The organism is Lysobacter xanthus (assembly GCF_047159895.1).
Map to the genome: position 1 here is coordinate 43,514 of NZ_BAAGAB020000010.1, position 16,118 is coordinate 59,631.

The 16,118-nt window shown below is 71.5% G+C and carries 16 protein-coding genes; 9 read left to right on the forward strand and 7 right to left on the reverse strand.

Annotation, left to right across the window (positions count from 1 at the left end):
- Window positions 1-19 precede the first annotated feature (19 nt).
- The 4 genes from mfd (at window position 20) to ACY35P_RS05030 (ending at window position 5,137) form a co-directional block, all read left to right on the forward strand.
- Window positions 20-3,520 (forward strand): transcription-repair coupling factor, encoded by a 3,501-nt coding sequence (mfd, locus tag ACY35P_RS05015; RefSeq protein ID WP_462114732.1) that lies wholly within the window; start codon window positions 20-22, stop codon window positions 3,518-3,520.
- Between the two features lie 67 nt (window positions 3,521-3,587).
- Window positions 3,588-4,100 carry a phosphoglycerate mutase family protein gene (locus ACY35P_RS05020; protein WP_462114733.1) on the forward strand — a complete coding sequence of 171 codons (513 nt, stop codon included), beginning with the start codon at window positions 3,588-3,590 and terminating at the stop codon, window positions 4,098-4,100.
- A 57-nt stretch (window positions 4,101-4,157) separates the two neighbouring features.
- Window positions 4,158-4,523: a hypothetical protein gene (locus ACY35P_RS05025; RefSeq protein WP_462114734.1), complete on the forward strand. Its 366-nt coding sequence runs from the start codon at window positions 4,158-4,160 to the stop codon at window positions 4,521-4,523.
- 167 nt (window positions 4,524-4,690) lie between these two features.
- Window positions 4,691-5,137 (forward strand): hypothetical protein, encoded by a 447-nt coding sequence (locus ACY35P_RS05030; protein ID WP_462114735.1) that lies wholly within the window; start codon window positions 4,691-4,693, stop codon window positions 5,135-5,137.
- Window positions 5,138-5,168: 31 nt separating this feature from the next.
- On the opposite strand, the gene ACY35P_RS05035 is transcribed toward ACY35P_RS05030, so the two are convergent.
- The 4 genes from ACY35P_RS05035 to ACY35P_RS05050 all read right to left on the reverse strand — a co-directional run bounded on the left by ACY35P_RS05035 (window position 5,169) and on the right by ACY35P_RS05050 (window position 9,356).
- Window positions 5,169-6,008, reverse strand: coding sequence for a pirin family protein (locus ACY35P_RS05035; RefSeq protein WP_462114747.1), 840 nt, complete (start codon window positions 6,006-6,008; stop codon window positions 5,169-5,171).
- 94 nt (window positions 6,009-6,102) lie between these two features.
- On the reverse strand, window positions 6,103-8,277 hold the full coding sequence (gene rlmKL / locus ACY35P_RS05040; protein WP_462114736.1) for a bifunctional 23S rRNA (guanine(2069)-N(7))-methyltransferase RlmK/23S rRNA (guanine(2445)-N(2))-methyltransferase RlmL: 2,175 nt from the start codon (window positions 8,275-8,277) through the stop codon (window positions 6,103-6,105).
- A gap of 1 nt (window position 8,278) precedes the next feature.
- A complete protein-coding gene (locus ACY35P_RS05045; RefSeq protein ID WP_462114737.1) occupies window positions 8,279-8,803 on the reverse strand; it encodes an alpha/beta hydrolase in 525 nt (174 codons plus the stop codon).
- Window positions 8,804-8,858: 55 nt separating this feature from the next.
- Complete coding sequence (locus ACY35P_RS05050) at window positions 8,859-9,356, reverse strand: MOSC domain-containing protein (RefSeq protein WP_462114738.1); 498 nt, start codon at window positions 9,354-9,356, stop codon at window positions 8,859-8,861.
- A 60-nt stretch (window positions 9,357-9,416) separates the two neighbouring features.
- Here ACY35P_RS05050 and ACY35P_RS05055 point away from each other — a divergent pair, with 60 nt between their 5' ends.
- The 3 genes from ACY35P_RS05055 to ACY35P_RS05065 are packed head-to-tail and all read left to right on the forward strand — an operon-like array spanning window position 9,417 to window position 11,787.
- Window positions 9,417-10,001, forward strand: a complete 585-nt coding sequence (locus ACY35P_RS05055) for an N-acetylmuramoyl-L-alanine amidase (RefSeq protein ID WP_462114739.1) — start codon at window positions 9,417-9,419, stop codon at window positions 9,999-10,001.
- Between the two features lie 60 nt (window positions 10,002-10,061).
- Window positions 10,062-10,961 (forward strand): acyl-CoA thioesterase, encoded by a 900-nt coding sequence (locus tag ACY35P_RS05060; RefSeq protein WP_462114740.1) that lies wholly within the window; start codon window positions 10,062-10,064, stop codon window positions 10,959-10,961.
- Between the two features lies 1 nt (window position 10,962).
- Complete coding sequence (locus ACY35P_RS05065) at window positions 10,963-11,787, forward strand: putative signal transducing protein (RefSeq protein WP_462114741.1); 825 nt, start codon at window positions 10,963-10,965, stop codon at window positions 11,785-11,787.
- Between the two features lie 73 nt (window positions 11,788-11,860).
- On the opposite strand, the gene ACY35P_RS05070 is transcribed toward ACY35P_RS05065, so the two are convergent.
- Window positions 11,861-12,592: an EF-hand domain-containing protein gene (locus tag ACY35P_RS05070; RefSeq protein WP_462114742.1), complete on the reverse strand. Its 732-nt coding sequence runs from the start codon at window positions 12,590-12,592 to the stop codon at window positions 11,861-11,863.
- 125 nt (window positions 12,593-12,717) lie between these two features.
- Between ACY35P_RS05070 and ACY35P_RS05075 the strand changes: the two genes are divergently transcribed.
- Complete coding sequence (locus ACY35P_RS05075) at window positions 12,718-13,461, forward strand: arginyltransferase (protein ID WP_462114743.1); 744 nt, start codon at window positions 12,718-12,720, stop codon at window positions 13,459-13,461.
- Window positions 13,458-14,687 carry an endonuclease/exonuclease/phosphatase family protein gene (locus ACY35P_RS05080; protein WP_462114744.1) on the forward strand — a complete coding sequence of 410 codons (1,230 nt, stop codon included), beginning with the start codon at window positions 13,458-13,460 and terminating at the stop codon, window positions 14,685-14,687. The genes ACY35P_RS05075 and ACY35P_RS05080 overlap by 4 nt, the downstream gene beginning before the upstream one ends.
- 9 nt (window positions 14,688-14,696) lie before the next feature.
- On the opposite strand, the gene ACY35P_RS05085 is transcribed toward ACY35P_RS05080, so the two are convergent.
- Together ACY35P_RS05085 and purT are read right to left on the reverse strand one after the other, a co-directional pair.
- Window positions 14,697-15,119, reverse strand: coding sequence for a hypothetical protein (locus ACY35P_RS05085; protein ID WP_462114745.1), 423 nt, complete (start codon window positions 15,117-15,119; stop codon window positions 14,697-14,699).
- Window positions 15,120-15,129: 10 nt separating this feature from the next.
- A partial coding sequence (purT, locus tag ACY35P_RS05090) for a formate-dependent phosphoribosylglycinamide formyltransferase (RefSeq protein WP_462114746.1) occupies window positions 15,130-16,118 on the reverse strand: 989 nt, incomplete at its 5' end.

Sequence of the window (16,118 nt, forward strand, 5' to 3'; positions counted from 1 at the left end):
CGCTAGAATGGCGCGCTTCATGCCGACCCCCATCCTCCCCACTCCGCCGCTGCCCCGCGCCGGCCAGCAGCGCGCCTGGTGGCGTGCGCCGGCCTCCGCGTCCGCACTGGCCTTCCACGTCGCCGCTGCCGCGACGGCCCACGACGCCCCGCTGCTCGCGATCACCCGCGACAACCAGTCGGCGCACCAGCTCGAGGTCGACCTGCGCACGCTGCTCGGCACGCGCGCGGCCGTCGACGGCGACCTGCCGGTGCTCGCGTTTCCCGACTGGGAGACGCTGCCCTACGACGCCTTCAGCCCGCATCCGGACATCGTCAGCCAGCGCCTCGCTACGCTGCACCGCCTGCCGCAGCTGGCGCGCGGAGTCCTCGTGCTGCCGGTGCAGACGCTCATGCAGCGCCTCGCACCGCCGAGGCACGTGGTGGGCGGCAGCTTCGACGTGCGCGTCGGTCAGCGCCTCGACCTCGATGCCGAGAAGCGTCGCCTCGAAGGCGCCGGCTACCGTCACGTCCCGCAGGTGCTCGACCCCGGCGACTTCGCGGTGCGCGGCGGCCTGCTCGACGTCTATCCGATGGGCGCCGACCAGCCGTTCCGGGTCGAGCTCCTCGACGACGAGATCGACACGATCCGCGTCTTCGATCCCGAGTCCCAGCGCTCGCTCGAGAAGATGGAGCGCATCCACCTGCTCCCGGGCCGCGAACTGCCGCTCGACGACGCGGCGCTGAAGGGCGCGCTGGAGCGGCTTCGCGAGCGCTTCGACGTCGACACGCGCCGCAGCTCGCTGTACCAGGACCTCAAGTCCGGCCTCGCGCCGAGCGGCGTCGAGTATTACCTGCCCCTGTTCTTCGACGAGACCGCGACGCTGTTCGACTACATGGTCGATGGCGTGCTGCCGATCGTCACCGAAGGCAGCTTCGAGGCCGCCGAGCAGTTCTGGTCGCAGACGGGCGAACGCTACGAGCAGCGCCGGCACGACGTCGAACGGCCCGTGCTGCCGCCGTCCGAGCTCTACCTCGCGCCCGATGCCTTGCGCGGCCTCTTCAACGAGACCTCGCGTGTCGAGGTCTGCGGCGCCGGCCACCCGCAGCTCGACCGCGCGACTCCGCTCGGCGACCAGCCGGCGATGCCGCTGCCGCTGGCGCCGCGCGATCCCGCCGCGAGCGATTCGCTGAAGTCGTTCCTGTCGGCCTATCCGGGCGACGTGCTGATCGCCGCCGATTCCGCGGGCCGCCGCGAGGCGCTGCTCGAACTGCTCGACGCGGTCGGCCTCAAGCCCGTGATCCTCCCGGACTGGGCCGCGTTCTACGACCGCGGTCGGGGGGCGACCGCCTCGTCCGACGGCACGCTGTTCGCGATCGCGGTGGCGCCGCTCGACGACGGCTTCTCGATCTCGACGCCGACGTTCACCGTCCTCACCGAGCGCCAGCTGTTTCCCGAGCGCGCGTCGCAGCCGCGTCGCCGCAAGCGCGTGGGCCGCGAGCCCGAGGCGATCATCCGCGACCTCGGCGAACTCAACGAAGGCTCGCCGATCGTCCACGAGGACCATGGCGTCGGCCGCTACCGCGGGCTGGTCACGCTCGACGTCGGCGGCATGCCCGGCGAGTTCCTCGACATCGAGTACGCGAAGGGCGACCGGCTCTACGTCCCCGTGTCGCAGCTGCACCTGATCAATCGCTATTCGGGCGCCTCCGAGGAAACCGCGCCGCTGCATTCGCTCGGTGGCGAACAGTGGCAGAAGGCGAAGAAGAAGGCCGCCGAGAAGGTCCGCGACGTCGCCGCCGAACTGCTGGAGATCCAGGCCAAGCGCCAGGCGCGCGCCGGCCTCGCGATCGACGTCGACCGCACGATGTACGAGCCCTTCGCCGCCGCGTTCCCGTTCGAGGAAACGCCCGACCAGGCGGCCGCCATCAGCGCCGTCGTGCGCGACCTGCAGTCGAGCCAGCCGATGGACCGCGTGGTCTGCGGCGACGTCGGCTTCGGCAAGACCGAGGTCGCGGTGCGCGCGGCGTTCACCGCCGCCGCGGGCGGCAAGCAGGTCGCGCTGCTGGTGCCGACGACGCTGCTCGCCGAACAGCATCACCGGAACTTCCGCGACCGGTTCGCCGACTGGCCGATCCGCGTCGAGGTGCTGAGCCGCTTCAAGTCGAAGAAGGAGATCGCGGCCGAGCTCGAGAAGGTGGCCGAAGGCAAGATCGACGTGATCGTCGGCACGCACCGCCTTCTGCAGCCCGACGTGAAGTTCAAGGACCTCGGCCTCGTCATCGTCGACGAGGAGCAGCGCTTCGGCGTGCGGCAGAAGGAAGCGCTGAAGGCGCTACGTGCGAACGTGCACCTGCTCACGCTGACCGCCACGCCCATCCCGCGCACGCTCAACATGGCGATGGCCGGCCTGCGCGACCTGTCGATCATCGCGACGCCTCCCGCGCATCGCCTGGCGGTGCAGACGTTCGTGGTGCCGTGGGACGACGCTCAGCTGCGCGAGGCGTTCCAGCGCGAGCTCTCGCGTGGCGGCCAGGTGTATTTCCTGCACAACGACGTGGAATCGATCGGCCGCATGCAGCGCCAGCTGCAGGAGCTGGTGCCCGATGCGCGCATCGGGGTGGGCCACGGCCAGATGCCGGAGCGCGAACTCGAGCGCGTGATGCTCGACTTCCACAAGCAGCGCTTCAACGTGCTGCTGTCGACGACGATCATCGAGTCGGGCATCGACATCCCGAACGCGAACACCATCATCATCAACCGCGCCGACAAGTTCGGCCTCGCGCAGCTGCACCAGCTGCGCGGCCGCGTCGGCCGTTCCCACCATCGCGCCTACGCCTACCTCGTCATCCCCGACCGCAAGTCGATCACCTCCGATGCGAAGAAGCGGCTCGACGCGATCGAGGCGATGGACGAGCTCGGCGCGGGCTTCACGCTCGCCACGCACGACCTCGAAATCCGCGGCGCGGGCGAGCTGCTCGGCGAGGAGCAGAGCGGGCAGATGGCGGAAGTCGGCTTTAGCCTCTACACGGAACTGCTGGAGCGCGCGGTGCGGTCGATCCGCCAGGGCAAGCTGCCGGACGTCGACGTCGTCGAGGCCCGCGGCGCGGACGTCGAGCTGCACATCCCGGCGCTGATCCCGGACGACTACCTGCCCGACGTGCACACGCGCCTGACGCTCTACAAACGCATCAGCAGCGCACGCAATGCCGAGGAACTGCGCGAGCTGCAGGTCGAGATGATCGACCGCTTCGGGCTGCTACCCGAGCCCGCGAAGCACCTGTTTGCCGTCGCGGAGCTCAAGCTCGACGCCACCGCGCTCGGCATCCGCAAGCTGGAGCTCGCCGAGAAGACCGGGCGCGTGCAGTTCGTGGAAAAGCCGAACGTCGACCCGATGGCGATCATCCGCCTCATCCAGGGCCAGCCGAAGCTCTACAGGATGGACGGGCCGGACAAGCTCAAGCTCACCCTCGACCTGCCGGAGGCAGGCCAGCGCATCGCCGCCGCCCGGGGCCTGCTGATCACGCTCGCCGCGAGGTGACATGACCTGCGTCACATGCGCGCCGTCGCGGGGCGCGCTGTGATGGCGCGTCCACGGGGAGACACCGATGCGCGCTTGGATCCTGCGATGCCTGTTGCCACTCGCGCTGCTGGCCGGTTGCGCCTCCGCGCCGCCGGACGCCGTGCCGATGCGCTTCGTGCTGGTGCGGCATGCCGAGAAGGCGACCGACGATCCGCGCGACCCCAACCTCACGGACGCGGGGCGCGCGCGGGCCGAGACCCTCGCACGGCGATTGCAGTCCGCGCGGCTGGTCGCGGTGTACGCGAGCGATACGCGCCGCGCGCAGCAGACCGCGGCGCCCAGCGCGCGCGCGCACGACCTGCCGATCACCACGTACGACGCTGCGCAGCCCGCGCCCGCCTTCGCCGCCGCGCTGCGTCGCAGCCACGCGTCGGGCACCGTGCTGGTGGTCGGACACAGCAACACCATCCCGGCGATCGCGTCGGCGCTGTGCGGCTGCGCGATCGGTCCGACCGCGGACACCGAGTTCGGGCGCCGCATCACGATCGACGTGCTGCCGGACGGTCGCGCCACGGTCGACGATCGGCGCGAGCCGTGAAGCCACGACCACGGCGCGCGGGCTAGGCTCGACGCCTGCATCCCACGGAGTGCGCCCATGAAGTCCGCCATCCTCGCCGCCCTTCCGATCGTCCTGCTCGCCGGTTGCGCCACGGCGGGTGCCGGCGGCCGCATGCTCGCGCCCGGTGCGCCCGCCACGCTCGCGCAGGGCGAGACGGTGACGCTGCCGGATGCGTCGACGCTCGCCTACCTCGGCGTGCGCAGCGATTCCCGCTGTCCGCCGAAGGTGCAGTGCATCCAGGCCGGGAGTGCGACGGTCGCCTTCCGGCACGGCAGCCACGAGTTCACGATCACCACCGGGAATTCGCCCACCGCCGATCTCGGCGCCTGGCGCCTGACCCTGGCAGGGCTCGATTTCGAGTCCCCGCCGCATGCGACGGTGCGCCTCGACCCGGCACGTTGACGGCCTTCGGAGGCTGCGGCTGACGCGTCGCGTCGCCTTCTGACGGTCCGCGTCCGTCCGCCGTCACGGCGAGCCCCACCCGAGGCCGCCGGATTTGTCAAGCGCTTTGGGCTGGACTATGGTCGATCCCGGGTCGCGGGTTTGTCCGCGGCACGCAGGGGAACGACATGAAGAGCATCCGCATTCCGATGGGCCTCGGCCTGCTCGTGGTGGCCGGCCTTGCGCAGGCCCAGTCCGCCGAATGCCCCGCCCTGCCCGCCGACAGCGGGCTGTCGTGGGAGACGAAGACGGCCGCAGGTACCCAATTCTGTCGCGCGCTCCGCGCCGACGGCAGCGAGGCATTCGGCCTGTACATCGCGGCGCAGTCGGCGTTCAAGCCCGGTCGCGGCAACCGTGCCGAGGAAGCCACGCTCAACGGGCGGCCGACCTACTGGTATCGCAGCGAACTCGCGGGCCAGCCCGACGTGCAGGCGCGCGAAACCGTGATCGCACTACCGGACGGACGCGTCGCCTACCTGTGGATCCAGGCACGTTCGAACGACGACCTCGCCCGCGCGATGTCGCAGACGAGCGGCCTGCGCTTCGGCAACGGCGCCCAGCTGTCGAGCAAGTGATGCACCGCCGGGCGCTCGATGCCCGGCATGCTCAGAACCGGCCCGCCTGGTAGTCGGCGAACGCCTGCTGCAACTCCTCGCGGGTGTTCATCACGAACGGCCCGTGCCGCGCGACCGGCTCGCGAAGCGGTCGGCCCGCAACCAGCAGCACGCGCGCCGCGGTGGCGGCCTCGAACGTGACCGCTTCGCCCTCGAGCACCGCGAGCTGCTTCGTGCGCACCGGCTGGCCGCCGATGCGGACATCGCCCTCGTAGGCATAGACGAAGCCGGCGTGGCCTTCGGGCAGCGCATGCGTCCAGCTCGCGCCGGCGTCGAGCGCGATGTCGAGATAGACCGGCGCCGTTGCCGGCTGCGCGATCGGCCCGACCGCGCCCTCCACCTCGCCCGCGATCACCTTCACCGTCACCCCCGATGCGGGCTGCGCGACGGGAATGCGCTCGGGTGCGAATTCCTGGTACTTCGGTTCGCACAGCTTGTCGCGCGCGGGCAGGTTCACCCACAGCTGGAAGCCGCGCATGCGTCCTTCCTGCTGTTCCGGCATTTCCGAATGCACGAGCCCTCGGCCGGCGGTCATCCATTGCACGCTGCCCGGCACGAGGACGCCCTCGTTGCCGTGGTTGTCGCGATGGCGCATGCGCCCGTCGAGCATGTACGTGACGGTCTCGAAGCCGCGATGCGGATGGTCCGGGAAGCCGGCGAGGTAGTCCTGCGGCCGGTCGGTGCCGAACTCGTCCAGCATCAGGAACGGATCGAGTGCGTCGAGTTGCGGCGTGCCGATGACACGGGTGAGGCGCACGCCCGCGCCGTCGGACGCCGGCATGCCGGTGACGAGGCGGGTGACGCGGGCTGGACGGGACATGGCGACTCCGATGCGGCGGCTGAGCCCAGAGCATGGCGACGCCATGCGTCTCGCACAGGTCGCACCACCCGCACGTTTCGTTCCATCCGTGCGCCGAGCAGCGGCGCTAGCGGCGTGCGGTCAGCCGCCAGCAGCGGTGGATGCGCGCGTCGCGCTCGAAATCGGGCGGGATCGTCGAAGCGCTGATGTCCTCGACGCGTGCGAACTCGGCGACGGCCGCCTCGTCCATGCGGAAGCGGCGGTAGTTGTTGGAGAAGTACAGCACCCCACCTGGCGCGAGCCGCGCCACGGCGGCGCGCAACAGCCGCACGTGCGAGGCCTGCACGTCGAAGTCGCCCGCGCGCTTCGAGTTCGAAAACGTGGGCGGGTCGCAGAACACGAGGTCGTACTGGCCGGCGTCGCCCTCCAGCCAGGCCATCGCATCGGCCTGCACCAGCCGGTGCTTCGCACCGCCAAGGCCGTTCTCCTGAAGGTTGTCGGCGCACCACTGCAGGTAGGTGCCGGACAGGTCGACCGTCGTCGTCGCGCGCGCGCCGCCCAGCGCCGCCTGCACCGTCGCCGCGCCCGTGTAGGCGAACAGGTTGAGGAATCGCGCGTCGCGTGCCTCGTCGAACAGCCGCAGGCGCAGCGGCCGATGGTCGAGGAACACGCCGGTGTCGAGGTAGTCGAACAGGTTCACGCGCAGCCGCGCATTGCCCTCGCGCACCACGAGGAATTCGCCGCGACGGTCGAAGTGGCCGTATTTGCTGCCGCCCTTGCCCCGCTCGCGGGTTTTGAGCGCGACGTTGTCCTTCGACACGCCGAAGACCTCGCGCGCGGCGGCGAGCAGCTCGTTGCGGCGGCGACGCGTATCGGCTTCCGGGATCTCGGCCGGCGCGGCGTACTCCTGCACGTGAAGGAACAGGCGGGGCTCGCGCTCCTCGGTCGTGTAGACATCGATCGCCGCGGCGTATTCGGGCAGGTCCGCGTCGTAGGCGCGGTAGCACGTCACGCCTTCGCGCTCGCGCCAGGCCTTGAGCTTGCGCAGGTTCTTGCGCAGGCGGTTGGCGACCATCTCGGCGCCGGGCGACAGCGCGACCGGCGGTGCCGCCTGCGCGGCGTCGCCCGCGACCACGCGTCCGACGGGCGCGACGGGGTCGGCCGTCAGCAGCACCGTCTCGATCGCGCCGTTGAACATCGCGTACGTCTTCTTCGCTCGCAGGCCGGTGGCCCGCGCGAGCGATTCGTCGCCGCAGAGCAGGCTCGCGCGCCAGGTCGGCACGGCGGCGCGCAGGGCGTCGCCAAGCGCACGGTAAAGCGCCGGATCCGCGGCAAGGCGTGCGTCGTAGGGCGGATTGCAGGCGACCAGGCCACGGCCCACCGTGATTTCCGGCGGCAGCGTCGCGCCGACGTCGCGCACGTCCGCGGCCTTCCACTCGATCACGTCCACGAGCCCCGCGCTGATGCCGTTGTCGCGCGCGGCGCGGATCGCCTCGGGGTCGACATCGCGACCGAAGAACACGGGGCGGAGCGCGGCGAGGCCTTCGGCTTCGCGACGGATCGCCTCGACGTGCAGGTCGGTCCACGCCGCGGTGTCGAAGCCGGCCCAGCGCGTCGGTGCGTCGTCGCCGTGGCGCAGCAGCCCCGGCGCCACGTCGCCCGCCATCAGTGCGCCCTCGATCAGCAGCGTGCCGCTGCCGCACATCGGGTCGATCAGCGCCCCGCCCTCGCGATAGACGTCCATCCAGCGCCCGCGCATCAGCACGGCCGCAGCGAGGTTTTCCTTGAGCGGCGCGTCCACCTGCTTCCGCCGCCAGCCGCGCCGGTGCATCGGGCGGCCGGAAAGATCGATCGACAGGATCGCGCGACCCTTGCGCACCACGAGGTTGATGCGCACGTCCGGAGACTCGAGGTCGACGTCGGGGCGCTCGCCCGTGGCCGCGCGCAACGTATCGACGACGGCGTCCTTCACCCGCTGCGCCGCGTACTGCGCGTGGGTGAGCGCCGTGCCGGAGACGTGCGCGTCGATGGCGATCGTCGAACGCGGCGGCACGTGCGCCGTCCAGTCGATCTTCATCGCGCCGGCGTAGAGCGCATGCTCGTCGGGGCAGTCGAAGTCGGCGAGCGGCCAGAGGATGCGACTGGCGAGGCGCGACCACATCACCGCGCGCTGCGCGTCGGCGAGCGTGCCCTGGACGTTGGCGCCGGCGACCGTCGCGGTGGCGTGCTCGCAGCCGAGCGCGAGCAGTTCGTCGACGAGGAGGTATTCGAGGCCTTTGCCGCAGCTGGCGAAGAAACGCATGTCAGAGCTTCCCGAGGAGGGCGGCGAAGGCGCGGGCGCTCGCGTCCGCGTGGGCGGCGAGGCGGTGCGAATCGTCGACGAGCAGGAGATCGGCGCGCCGCTCGCGCGCCCAATGCACCACGTCGTCGACCGGGATGAGTTCGTCGTTCCAGCCGTGCACGATCGACGTCGGCACCTTCGCGGCCACGAGCGGATACGCCGTGTCGAGCCGCACGGGCGGCGCCATCAGGAACAGCGCGGCGATGTCCGCCTCGAGCGACGCGCGGCCGCTGATCCAGGCGCCGAGGCTCGACCCGGCCAGCACCACCGGCCCGCGGGCCGCGCCCTCGCGGATCCGGTCCTGCAGGCGAGCGAGGCGAGCGGCGACGTCGCCCGTCGGCCCCACGTCGCGGCGCGCGTCGAGGTCGGTGTAGTCCGGCCGCTCGTGGCTGAAGCCGAGCGCTTCGGAGACTTCGGCGAGCGCCGTCACCTTGGCGGCGTCCGGGCCGCTCTCGAAGCCGTGGGAAAGGATGCAGTGTCCGCGCATGGGGCCGGGGAGCGGGAAAGGACGGGCATTGTCGCCGGTCGGCGCGGAGGGCGCGTCAGTCCACCGCGCGGACGGCGTCGCCGAGCCGGATCCAGCCGCCCTCGACCACCCGGGCGCAGAGCCCGCCGTGGCCGCGCATGGCGTTGTAGGCGCCTTCGCCCAGCGCCGTCTCCATCTTCGAGCAGGGGTCGCACGGCCCGGTGCCTTCGAGCAGCACCTCGCCGATGCGGAAGCGGCGACCTTTCAGCGCGATCAGCGGAATGCGGGCGACCACCACGTTGCGGCGGAGCATCTCCGGCGCCACGCCGGGGAGGCCGGCCAGCGCCGCGATCACCGGAAGGTGCTCGGCCTGGATCAGGGTCACGCCGCGCTTGCCGCTGCCGCCGGCGTAGCGGTCGCCGACGAGCCCGGTCTCCGCGATCGCCTCGACCGCCTCGCGCGGCTCCACGGGTGCGTCCCGTGCCGGGCGTACGCCCAGCCAATCGACGCGGCCGTCCCGCGGGAAGCGCGACATGAGCGCGCCGAGCATCGAGCGGTCGGGGAAACGGGCCATGCGTCGAGGATAGGGCTGCCTGGATGAAGGCGCAGCGCCGCGACGCGCTAGCATCGACCCATGCTGCCCGACCTGCCGCCCCTGCCCGTCCGCGTCGATCCCCTGCCCTACGAAGCGCGCCTCGAGCCGCGGCCGCTGTCGCAGGTCGACCTGATCGTCATCCACTGCACCGAGGTGCCGGACCTGGCGATGGCCCGCACCTACGGCGAGAAGGTGCTGTATCCCGACAGCGGCACGGGCAACAGCGGGCACTTCTACATCGATCGCGACGGTGCCCTGCACCAGTACGTCGCGCCCGAGCGCACGGCGCACCACACGCGCGGCTACAACCCGCGCTCGATCGGCATTGAGCTGGTGAATACCGGCCGCTACCCGCGCTGGTACGACCGCGACCACCAGGCGATGGACGAGCCCTACACGCCCGCGCAGATCGACACGCTCGTCGCGCTTTTGAGGTCGCTCGCGGCTGCGCACCCGGCGCTGCGCTTCGTCGCCGGCCACGAGGACCTCGACACCGCGACGGTGGAGGCCACCGACGATCCGAGCGTGCACGTGCGCCGCAAGCGCGACCCCGGCCCGCTCTTCCCGTGGGACTACGTGCTGGCGAACGTCCCGCTGCAGCGACTGGCCGTCCCGCCCCCGTGAGCCGGGCCGACCGGGGCCGGCCGCTATAATCCGCGGCCTTCCCGCTGGGACTTCCCGCGCATGTCCTCCCCGGTTTCAGAGCTGATCGAGCTGCTCGCGCTCGAGCGGCTGGAAGACAACTTCTTCCGCGGCCAGAGCCGCGACATCGGCACCAAGTACGTCTTCGGCGGGCAGGTGCTCGGCCAGGCGCTGTCGGCCGCGCAGTGCACGATGGATTCGGCGAAGGACGCGCGCTCGGCGCATTCGCTGCACGCCTACTTCCTGCGCGCCGGCGACATCGAGGCGCCGATCCTCTATTCGGTCGACCGCACGCGCGACGGCGGCAGCTTCTCGGTGCGCCGCGTCACCGCCATCCAGCACGGCCAGCCGATCCTGTTCCTCGCCGCATCGTTCCAGCACGAGGAAGACGGCAGCGAGCACCAGCTGTCGATGCCGGAGGTGCCGATGCCCGAAGACATCGAGCCCGCGCACGCCGTGCCGCCCGAAGTCTTCGCGAAGCTGCCGGACAAGGTGCAGCGCTGGCTGTCGCGCCAGGGGCCGTTCGAGTTCCGCCACGTCTACCCGCGCGACGAGCTCAAGCCGCCGAAGCGTCCGCCCTACCAGCAGGTCTGGTTCCGACTGAGCGAGAAGGTCGGCGACGAACCCGAACTGCACCGTTCGCTGCTGACTTACGCGTCCGACTTCCACCTGCTCGGCACCGCCACGTTCCCGCACGGCATCAGCTACTACCAGCCGAACGTGCAGATGGCGTCGCTCGACCATGCGCTGTGGTTCCATCGCCCGTTCCGCGCGGACGACTGGCTGCTGTACTCGATCGACAGCCCGAGCGCGCAGGGTGCGCGCGGCCTCGCGCGCGGCATGATCTACGACCGCGAGGGCCGCCTGGTGGCCAGCACGGCGCAGGAAGGCATGATCCGCGTGCTCGGCGACGCGCCGCCCCGCAAGCCGATGGTGGGCTGACATGCGCCAGGTCTTTTCCAGCGCCCGCCTCGAGAACGTCGAGCGCGTCGCGGCACTCATGCGCGACGCGGGCATCGAAGTGCGCATCACCGACGGCCGCTCGTACAAGGGCGGTCGCCGCTCGACGGTGAGCTATCGCGACAGCGGCGAGTCCACGCGCCCCGCGCTGTGGGTCGTCCGCTCCGAAGACAGCGGACGGGCACGCGAGATCCTGCGCGAGGCGGGCCTGCTCGATTCCACGCGTCCGGGCGACGCGAAGTTGCGCTTCCGCTCGGAGTTCGGCGACGAGACCACCCGCACGCCCGCGCAGAAGCGCGCGACGCGCGTGAAGGCCGCGCTGCTCGCCGGCATGGTGATCGTCATCGTGATGATGTTCGCGCGCTCCGGCCGCACGCCACCCGTGCCGCAGGTGGCCACCGGTCCGCTGGACGGCCGCAGCACGGCCACGCTCATCCCCGTCGCCCAGGCCGTGTTCCAGAAGGAACTCGCCGACATCGACACGCCTGTGGCCTGCCTCTCGGTCGACCGCCGCGACGCGACGCGCGAGGTGCGCGATGTCCTGCGACCGCGCCCCGGCCTCACGCTCGTGCCGGCCTCGCACTGCGAGCGCATCGCCGACGAGGACCGTGGCAGCGTGCATCCGCAGTCGAAGCAGAAGGCGACCTTCGCCGAGATCGAGCGTTTCCGCCCCACCGCGCCCGACGTCGCCACGGTCGAATACACCGCCTACCACCACCGCATGTGGGCGAAGTACAAGACGCTCGAAGTGCGCCGGGTCGACGGCGCGTGGCAGGTCACGAAGACGCTGAAGGTCGTCGCGCCCTGAGCCCACCGCGCGGTCCGCGGGCGAAAAAAAGCCCGCGCCGTCCGGCGCGGGCGAGGGAAATCCCCCGGAGGGATCAGCGGCCGCCGTTGCCCGGCGTGCGGGCCTGACGGAGGCGCTGCATGCCGTCGCGGATCTCGGTGCGGTCGACGTAACCGTCGCGGTTGGTATCGATGCCGTCGAAACGTGCGGCGAACTTCGAGTTCGCCACCTCGGCGCGGCTCAGCCGGCCGTCGTGGTCGGCGTCGAGCTTCGCGAGTCGCCCACCCTGCGGGCGCTCCGACGCGTCGATGCGTCCGTCGTTGTTGCGGTCGAGCTGGGCGAATTTTTCGGCCAGGCGCGGGGCCTTCGCGGCCTCGCTGCGGTCGATCGCGCCATCGCCGTTGGTGTCGAGCTGCTTCATGCCACCGCCGTGGCGGCCGCCATGCTGAGGACGCTCGGAGGCATCGATGCGTCCGTCGTTGTTGCGATCGAGCTGCGCGAACTTTTCGGCCAGGCGCGGCGCCTTCGCCGCCTCGCTGCGATCGATCGCGCCATCGCCATTGGTGTCGAGCTTCTTCATGCCGCCGCCGTGGTGCCCACCACGCTGCGGACGTTCGGAGGCCTGCAGGCGGCCGTCATGGTTGGCATCGAGGCGATCGAACGCCTGCGCCAAGTGTGGGCGTGCGGCCGCTTCGCTGCGATCGATGACGCCGTCGCCGTTGGCGTCGACCTTGGCCTTCATGGCGGTCGTGGCCGGTGCCGCCACCGCGATGCCGGCCGCGAGGACCGAGGCGACCGCGAGGGAAAGGATGCTGGACTGCTTCACGTGTGCTGCTCCGGGATTCCGGCGTGTGCGCCGATGCAGGTGAAACGCCCGGGCTGCCGATCCGTTGACGCCGCGCCTGCCGCGTTCAGCCGCGGGCCAGCCGGAGTCGGGGGTATGCTGCCGCCATGGGCAGCACTCCCGCGCGCGACGGCGACGACCTCCGCCTCTTCCACACCGGCCTGCACGAATGCGGGTACTGGCCGGAGCGGCAGGCGCGCGACCTCGTGCTCGATCCGCACGATCCCCGCCTTCCGGAGTGGTATGCGCTCGCGCTCGGCTGGGGGTTCCGCCGATCGGGCGACATCGTCTACCGCCCGCACTGCGCGTCCTGCCGCGCCTGCACGCCCGTGCGCATCCCGGTGGCCGCCTTCGCGCCGAACCGCACGCAGCGCAAGTGCATCGCGCGCAATGCCGACGTGGTGATGCGCGTCTGCCCCGCCGAGCGCACCGACGAGCACCTCGACCTCTACCGCCGTTACCTCGCCGCGCGCCATGCGAACGGCGGCATGGACGGGCACGGCGCGACGGAGTTCGACCAGTTCCTGGTCGGCCGCTGGAGCGAGACGCGCTTCCTCGAATTCCGCACGGCGACGGCCGAGCACCGGCTGCTCGCCGTGGCGGTCACCGACATCGCCCCCGAGGCGCTGTCGGCGGTCTACACGTTCTACGACCCCGCGGAGGCCGACCGCGGCCTCGGCACCTACGCGATCCTGCGCCAGCTGCAGTGGGCGGCGGAGGAATCGCGCGCGCACCTCTACCTCGGCTACTGGATCGCGGGCCACGCGAAGATGGATTACAAGCGGCGCTTCCGCCCGCTCGAATCCTTCGACGGCCGCGACTGGCGGCCTTTCCCCGACGAGATCCCATGACCCGAACGCTGACCCTCGCGCTGCTCGCCGCGGCGCTGCTCCTGCTCGCCGCTTGCGTGCGCGTGCGCGTGCATGGCGACCGCGACCAGTGGGCACGCGACATCCGCGCCAACGGCGCCGCGCCCCTGCGCATCGCGACCTACAACACCTCGCTCAACGACGATCGCGCCGGCGGCCTCATCGCACGCCTCGAGGCCGGGGACGACAACGCGCGCAAGGTGGCGGCGGTGCTGCAGCGCGTGCGGCCCGACATCGTGCTGCTCAATGAATTCGACTTCGATCCCGCGCATCGCGCGGCCGACCTCTTCCAGCAGCGTTACCTCGACGTCCCGCAGCCGGGCGGTGGTCCGGCGCTGCGCTACGCCTACCGCTACCTCGCCCCGGTGAACACCGGCATGCCGAGCGGCTTCGACCTGGACCGCAACGGCCGCGTCGGCGGCGACGGTCGCGATGCGGGCAACGATGCCTGGGGCTTCGGGCTGCATCCCGGCCAGTACGGCATGCTCGTGCTGTCGCGTTACCCGATCGCCGAGCGCGACGTCCGGACCTTCCAGAACTTCCGCTGGAAGGACCTGCCCGGCGCGCGCGAGCCGCGTGATCCGAAGACGGGCGAGCCCTGGTACTCCGCCGAGGCTTGGGCCCGGTTCCCGCTGTCGTCGAAGTCGCACTGGGACGTTCCGGTGCAGACGCCGCTCGGCCGCATCCACGTGCTCGTCGCGCATCCGACGCCGCCGGTCTTCGACGGCCCGGAGAACCGCAACGGGCTGCGAAACTTCGACGAGATCCGACTCTGGGCGGAATACCTCACCGCAGGCGACAAGCCATGGCTGTGCGATGACCGCGGCCGCTGCGGCGGGCTCGCGGCCGACGCGGCTTTCGTGATCCTCGGCGACCACAATGCGGACCCGGTCGACGGCGACGGCGAGCCGGGCGCGATCCTGCAGATCGTCGGCCATCCGCGGGTGAATCCCGCCGCGGTGCCGACCAGCGAAGGCGCCGCCGAGCGCGCGCGCCAGTACGGTTTCCCGCGCCGCGGCGACATCGCCACGCATACCGGCGATTTCGGCCCCCGCACGGGCACGCTGCGGCTCGACTACGTGCTGCCCTCGCGCAACCTGCCGGTGCGCGGCGGTGGCGTGTTCTGGCCGAAGGCCGGCGAGCCGGGCAGCGAACTGCTCGACGCCAGCGACCACCACGCGACCTGGATCGACATCGGGCCGCGCTGACCGCGCGGCTCAGCCCTCGGGCGGCAGCCGGCGGTCGTCGGTCGCGTCCGCCTTCGGCCCACCCGACGGTGCGCCGTGCGGCGTCGCGGCGGACGGCTCGCTCGCCGGCGGCGCCGCGGGCCCGACGACGGGCAGCGTGGTCAGGCCCGGCTCCAGGTGGCGGGCCGCGAAGCCGAAGGCCGCGTCGCTGTGCGTCGAGACGATCATCCGCACCATCTGCTGCGGGATCATCAGTTCGATTTCCGCCGGGGCCCCGCCATCGGTGCGCCCGCGCACGGTGAGTTCGACGAAGGCACCGCCGGTGTCGACCTCGTGGCAGGGCACGTAGGCGCCCTGCGTGCCCTGCTGCACGTAGGGCTTGATGGGCTCGCCGAGCGCTTCGAGCGCCTGGTCATAAAGGAACACGGCGTAGCCGCTGGTCTGCTCGGTCATGCGGGCATCCTCACTTCAATTCGATGGCGAGCGCGGCCGCGGCCTGCCGCGCGTGCTCGCGCGCATCCTCGACGTCGGCGCCGAGCGCGAGCGTGACGGCCACGCGGCGATGGCCCTCCACCCGCGGCTTGCCGAACAGGCGCAGGTGCGTATCCGGCCGCGACAGGGCCTCGCCGAGGTTCGAGAACACGGGCGTGCCATGGCCCTCGGCCAGCACCGCGCACGAGGCGGCCGGCCCGTACTCGCGGATCGCGGGAATCGGCAGACCGAGGATCGCGCGCGCATGCAGCGCGAACTCGGAGAGGTCCTGCGAGACCAGCGTCACCAGCCCGGTGTCGTGCGGACGCGGCGACACCTCACTGAACCAGACCTCGTCGCCGCGCACGAACAACTCGACACCGAATACACCCCAGCCGCCGAGCTCCTCGGTGATCGTGCGCGCCACGCGCTGCGCCGCGGCGAGCGCGCGCGTGCTCATCGGCTGCGGCATCCAGCTCTCGCGGTAGTCGCCGTCGCGCTGCAGGTGCCCGACCGGCGCACAGAACGTCGTGCCGCCGGCGTGGCGCACGGTCAGCAGGGTGATCTCGTAGTCGAAGTCGACGAACCCCTCGACGATGACGCGGCCGGCGCCGGCGCGGCCGCCGGTCTGCGCGTAGGCCCACGCGGCGTCGACCTCGCCCGGTGCACGTACCGTCGACTGGCCCTTCCCCGACGACGACATCACCGGCTTGACCACGCACGGCAGCCCCACGGCCGTGATCGCCTCGCGGTATTCCTCATGGGTGTCGACGAAGCGGTAGGGCGACGTCGGCAGGCCGAGCGTCTCGGCGGCGAGGCGGCGGATGCCTTCGCGGTCCATGGTCAGGCGCGTCGCGCGCGCGGTGGGCACGATGCGCGTCGGCGTGCCGTCGGCGCGGTACTGGAGTTCGAGCTCCACGAGCGTCTGCGTGTGTCGGCCCACGGGGTGGTGGAAACGGGCCGTTTCGGCGCCCATATGAC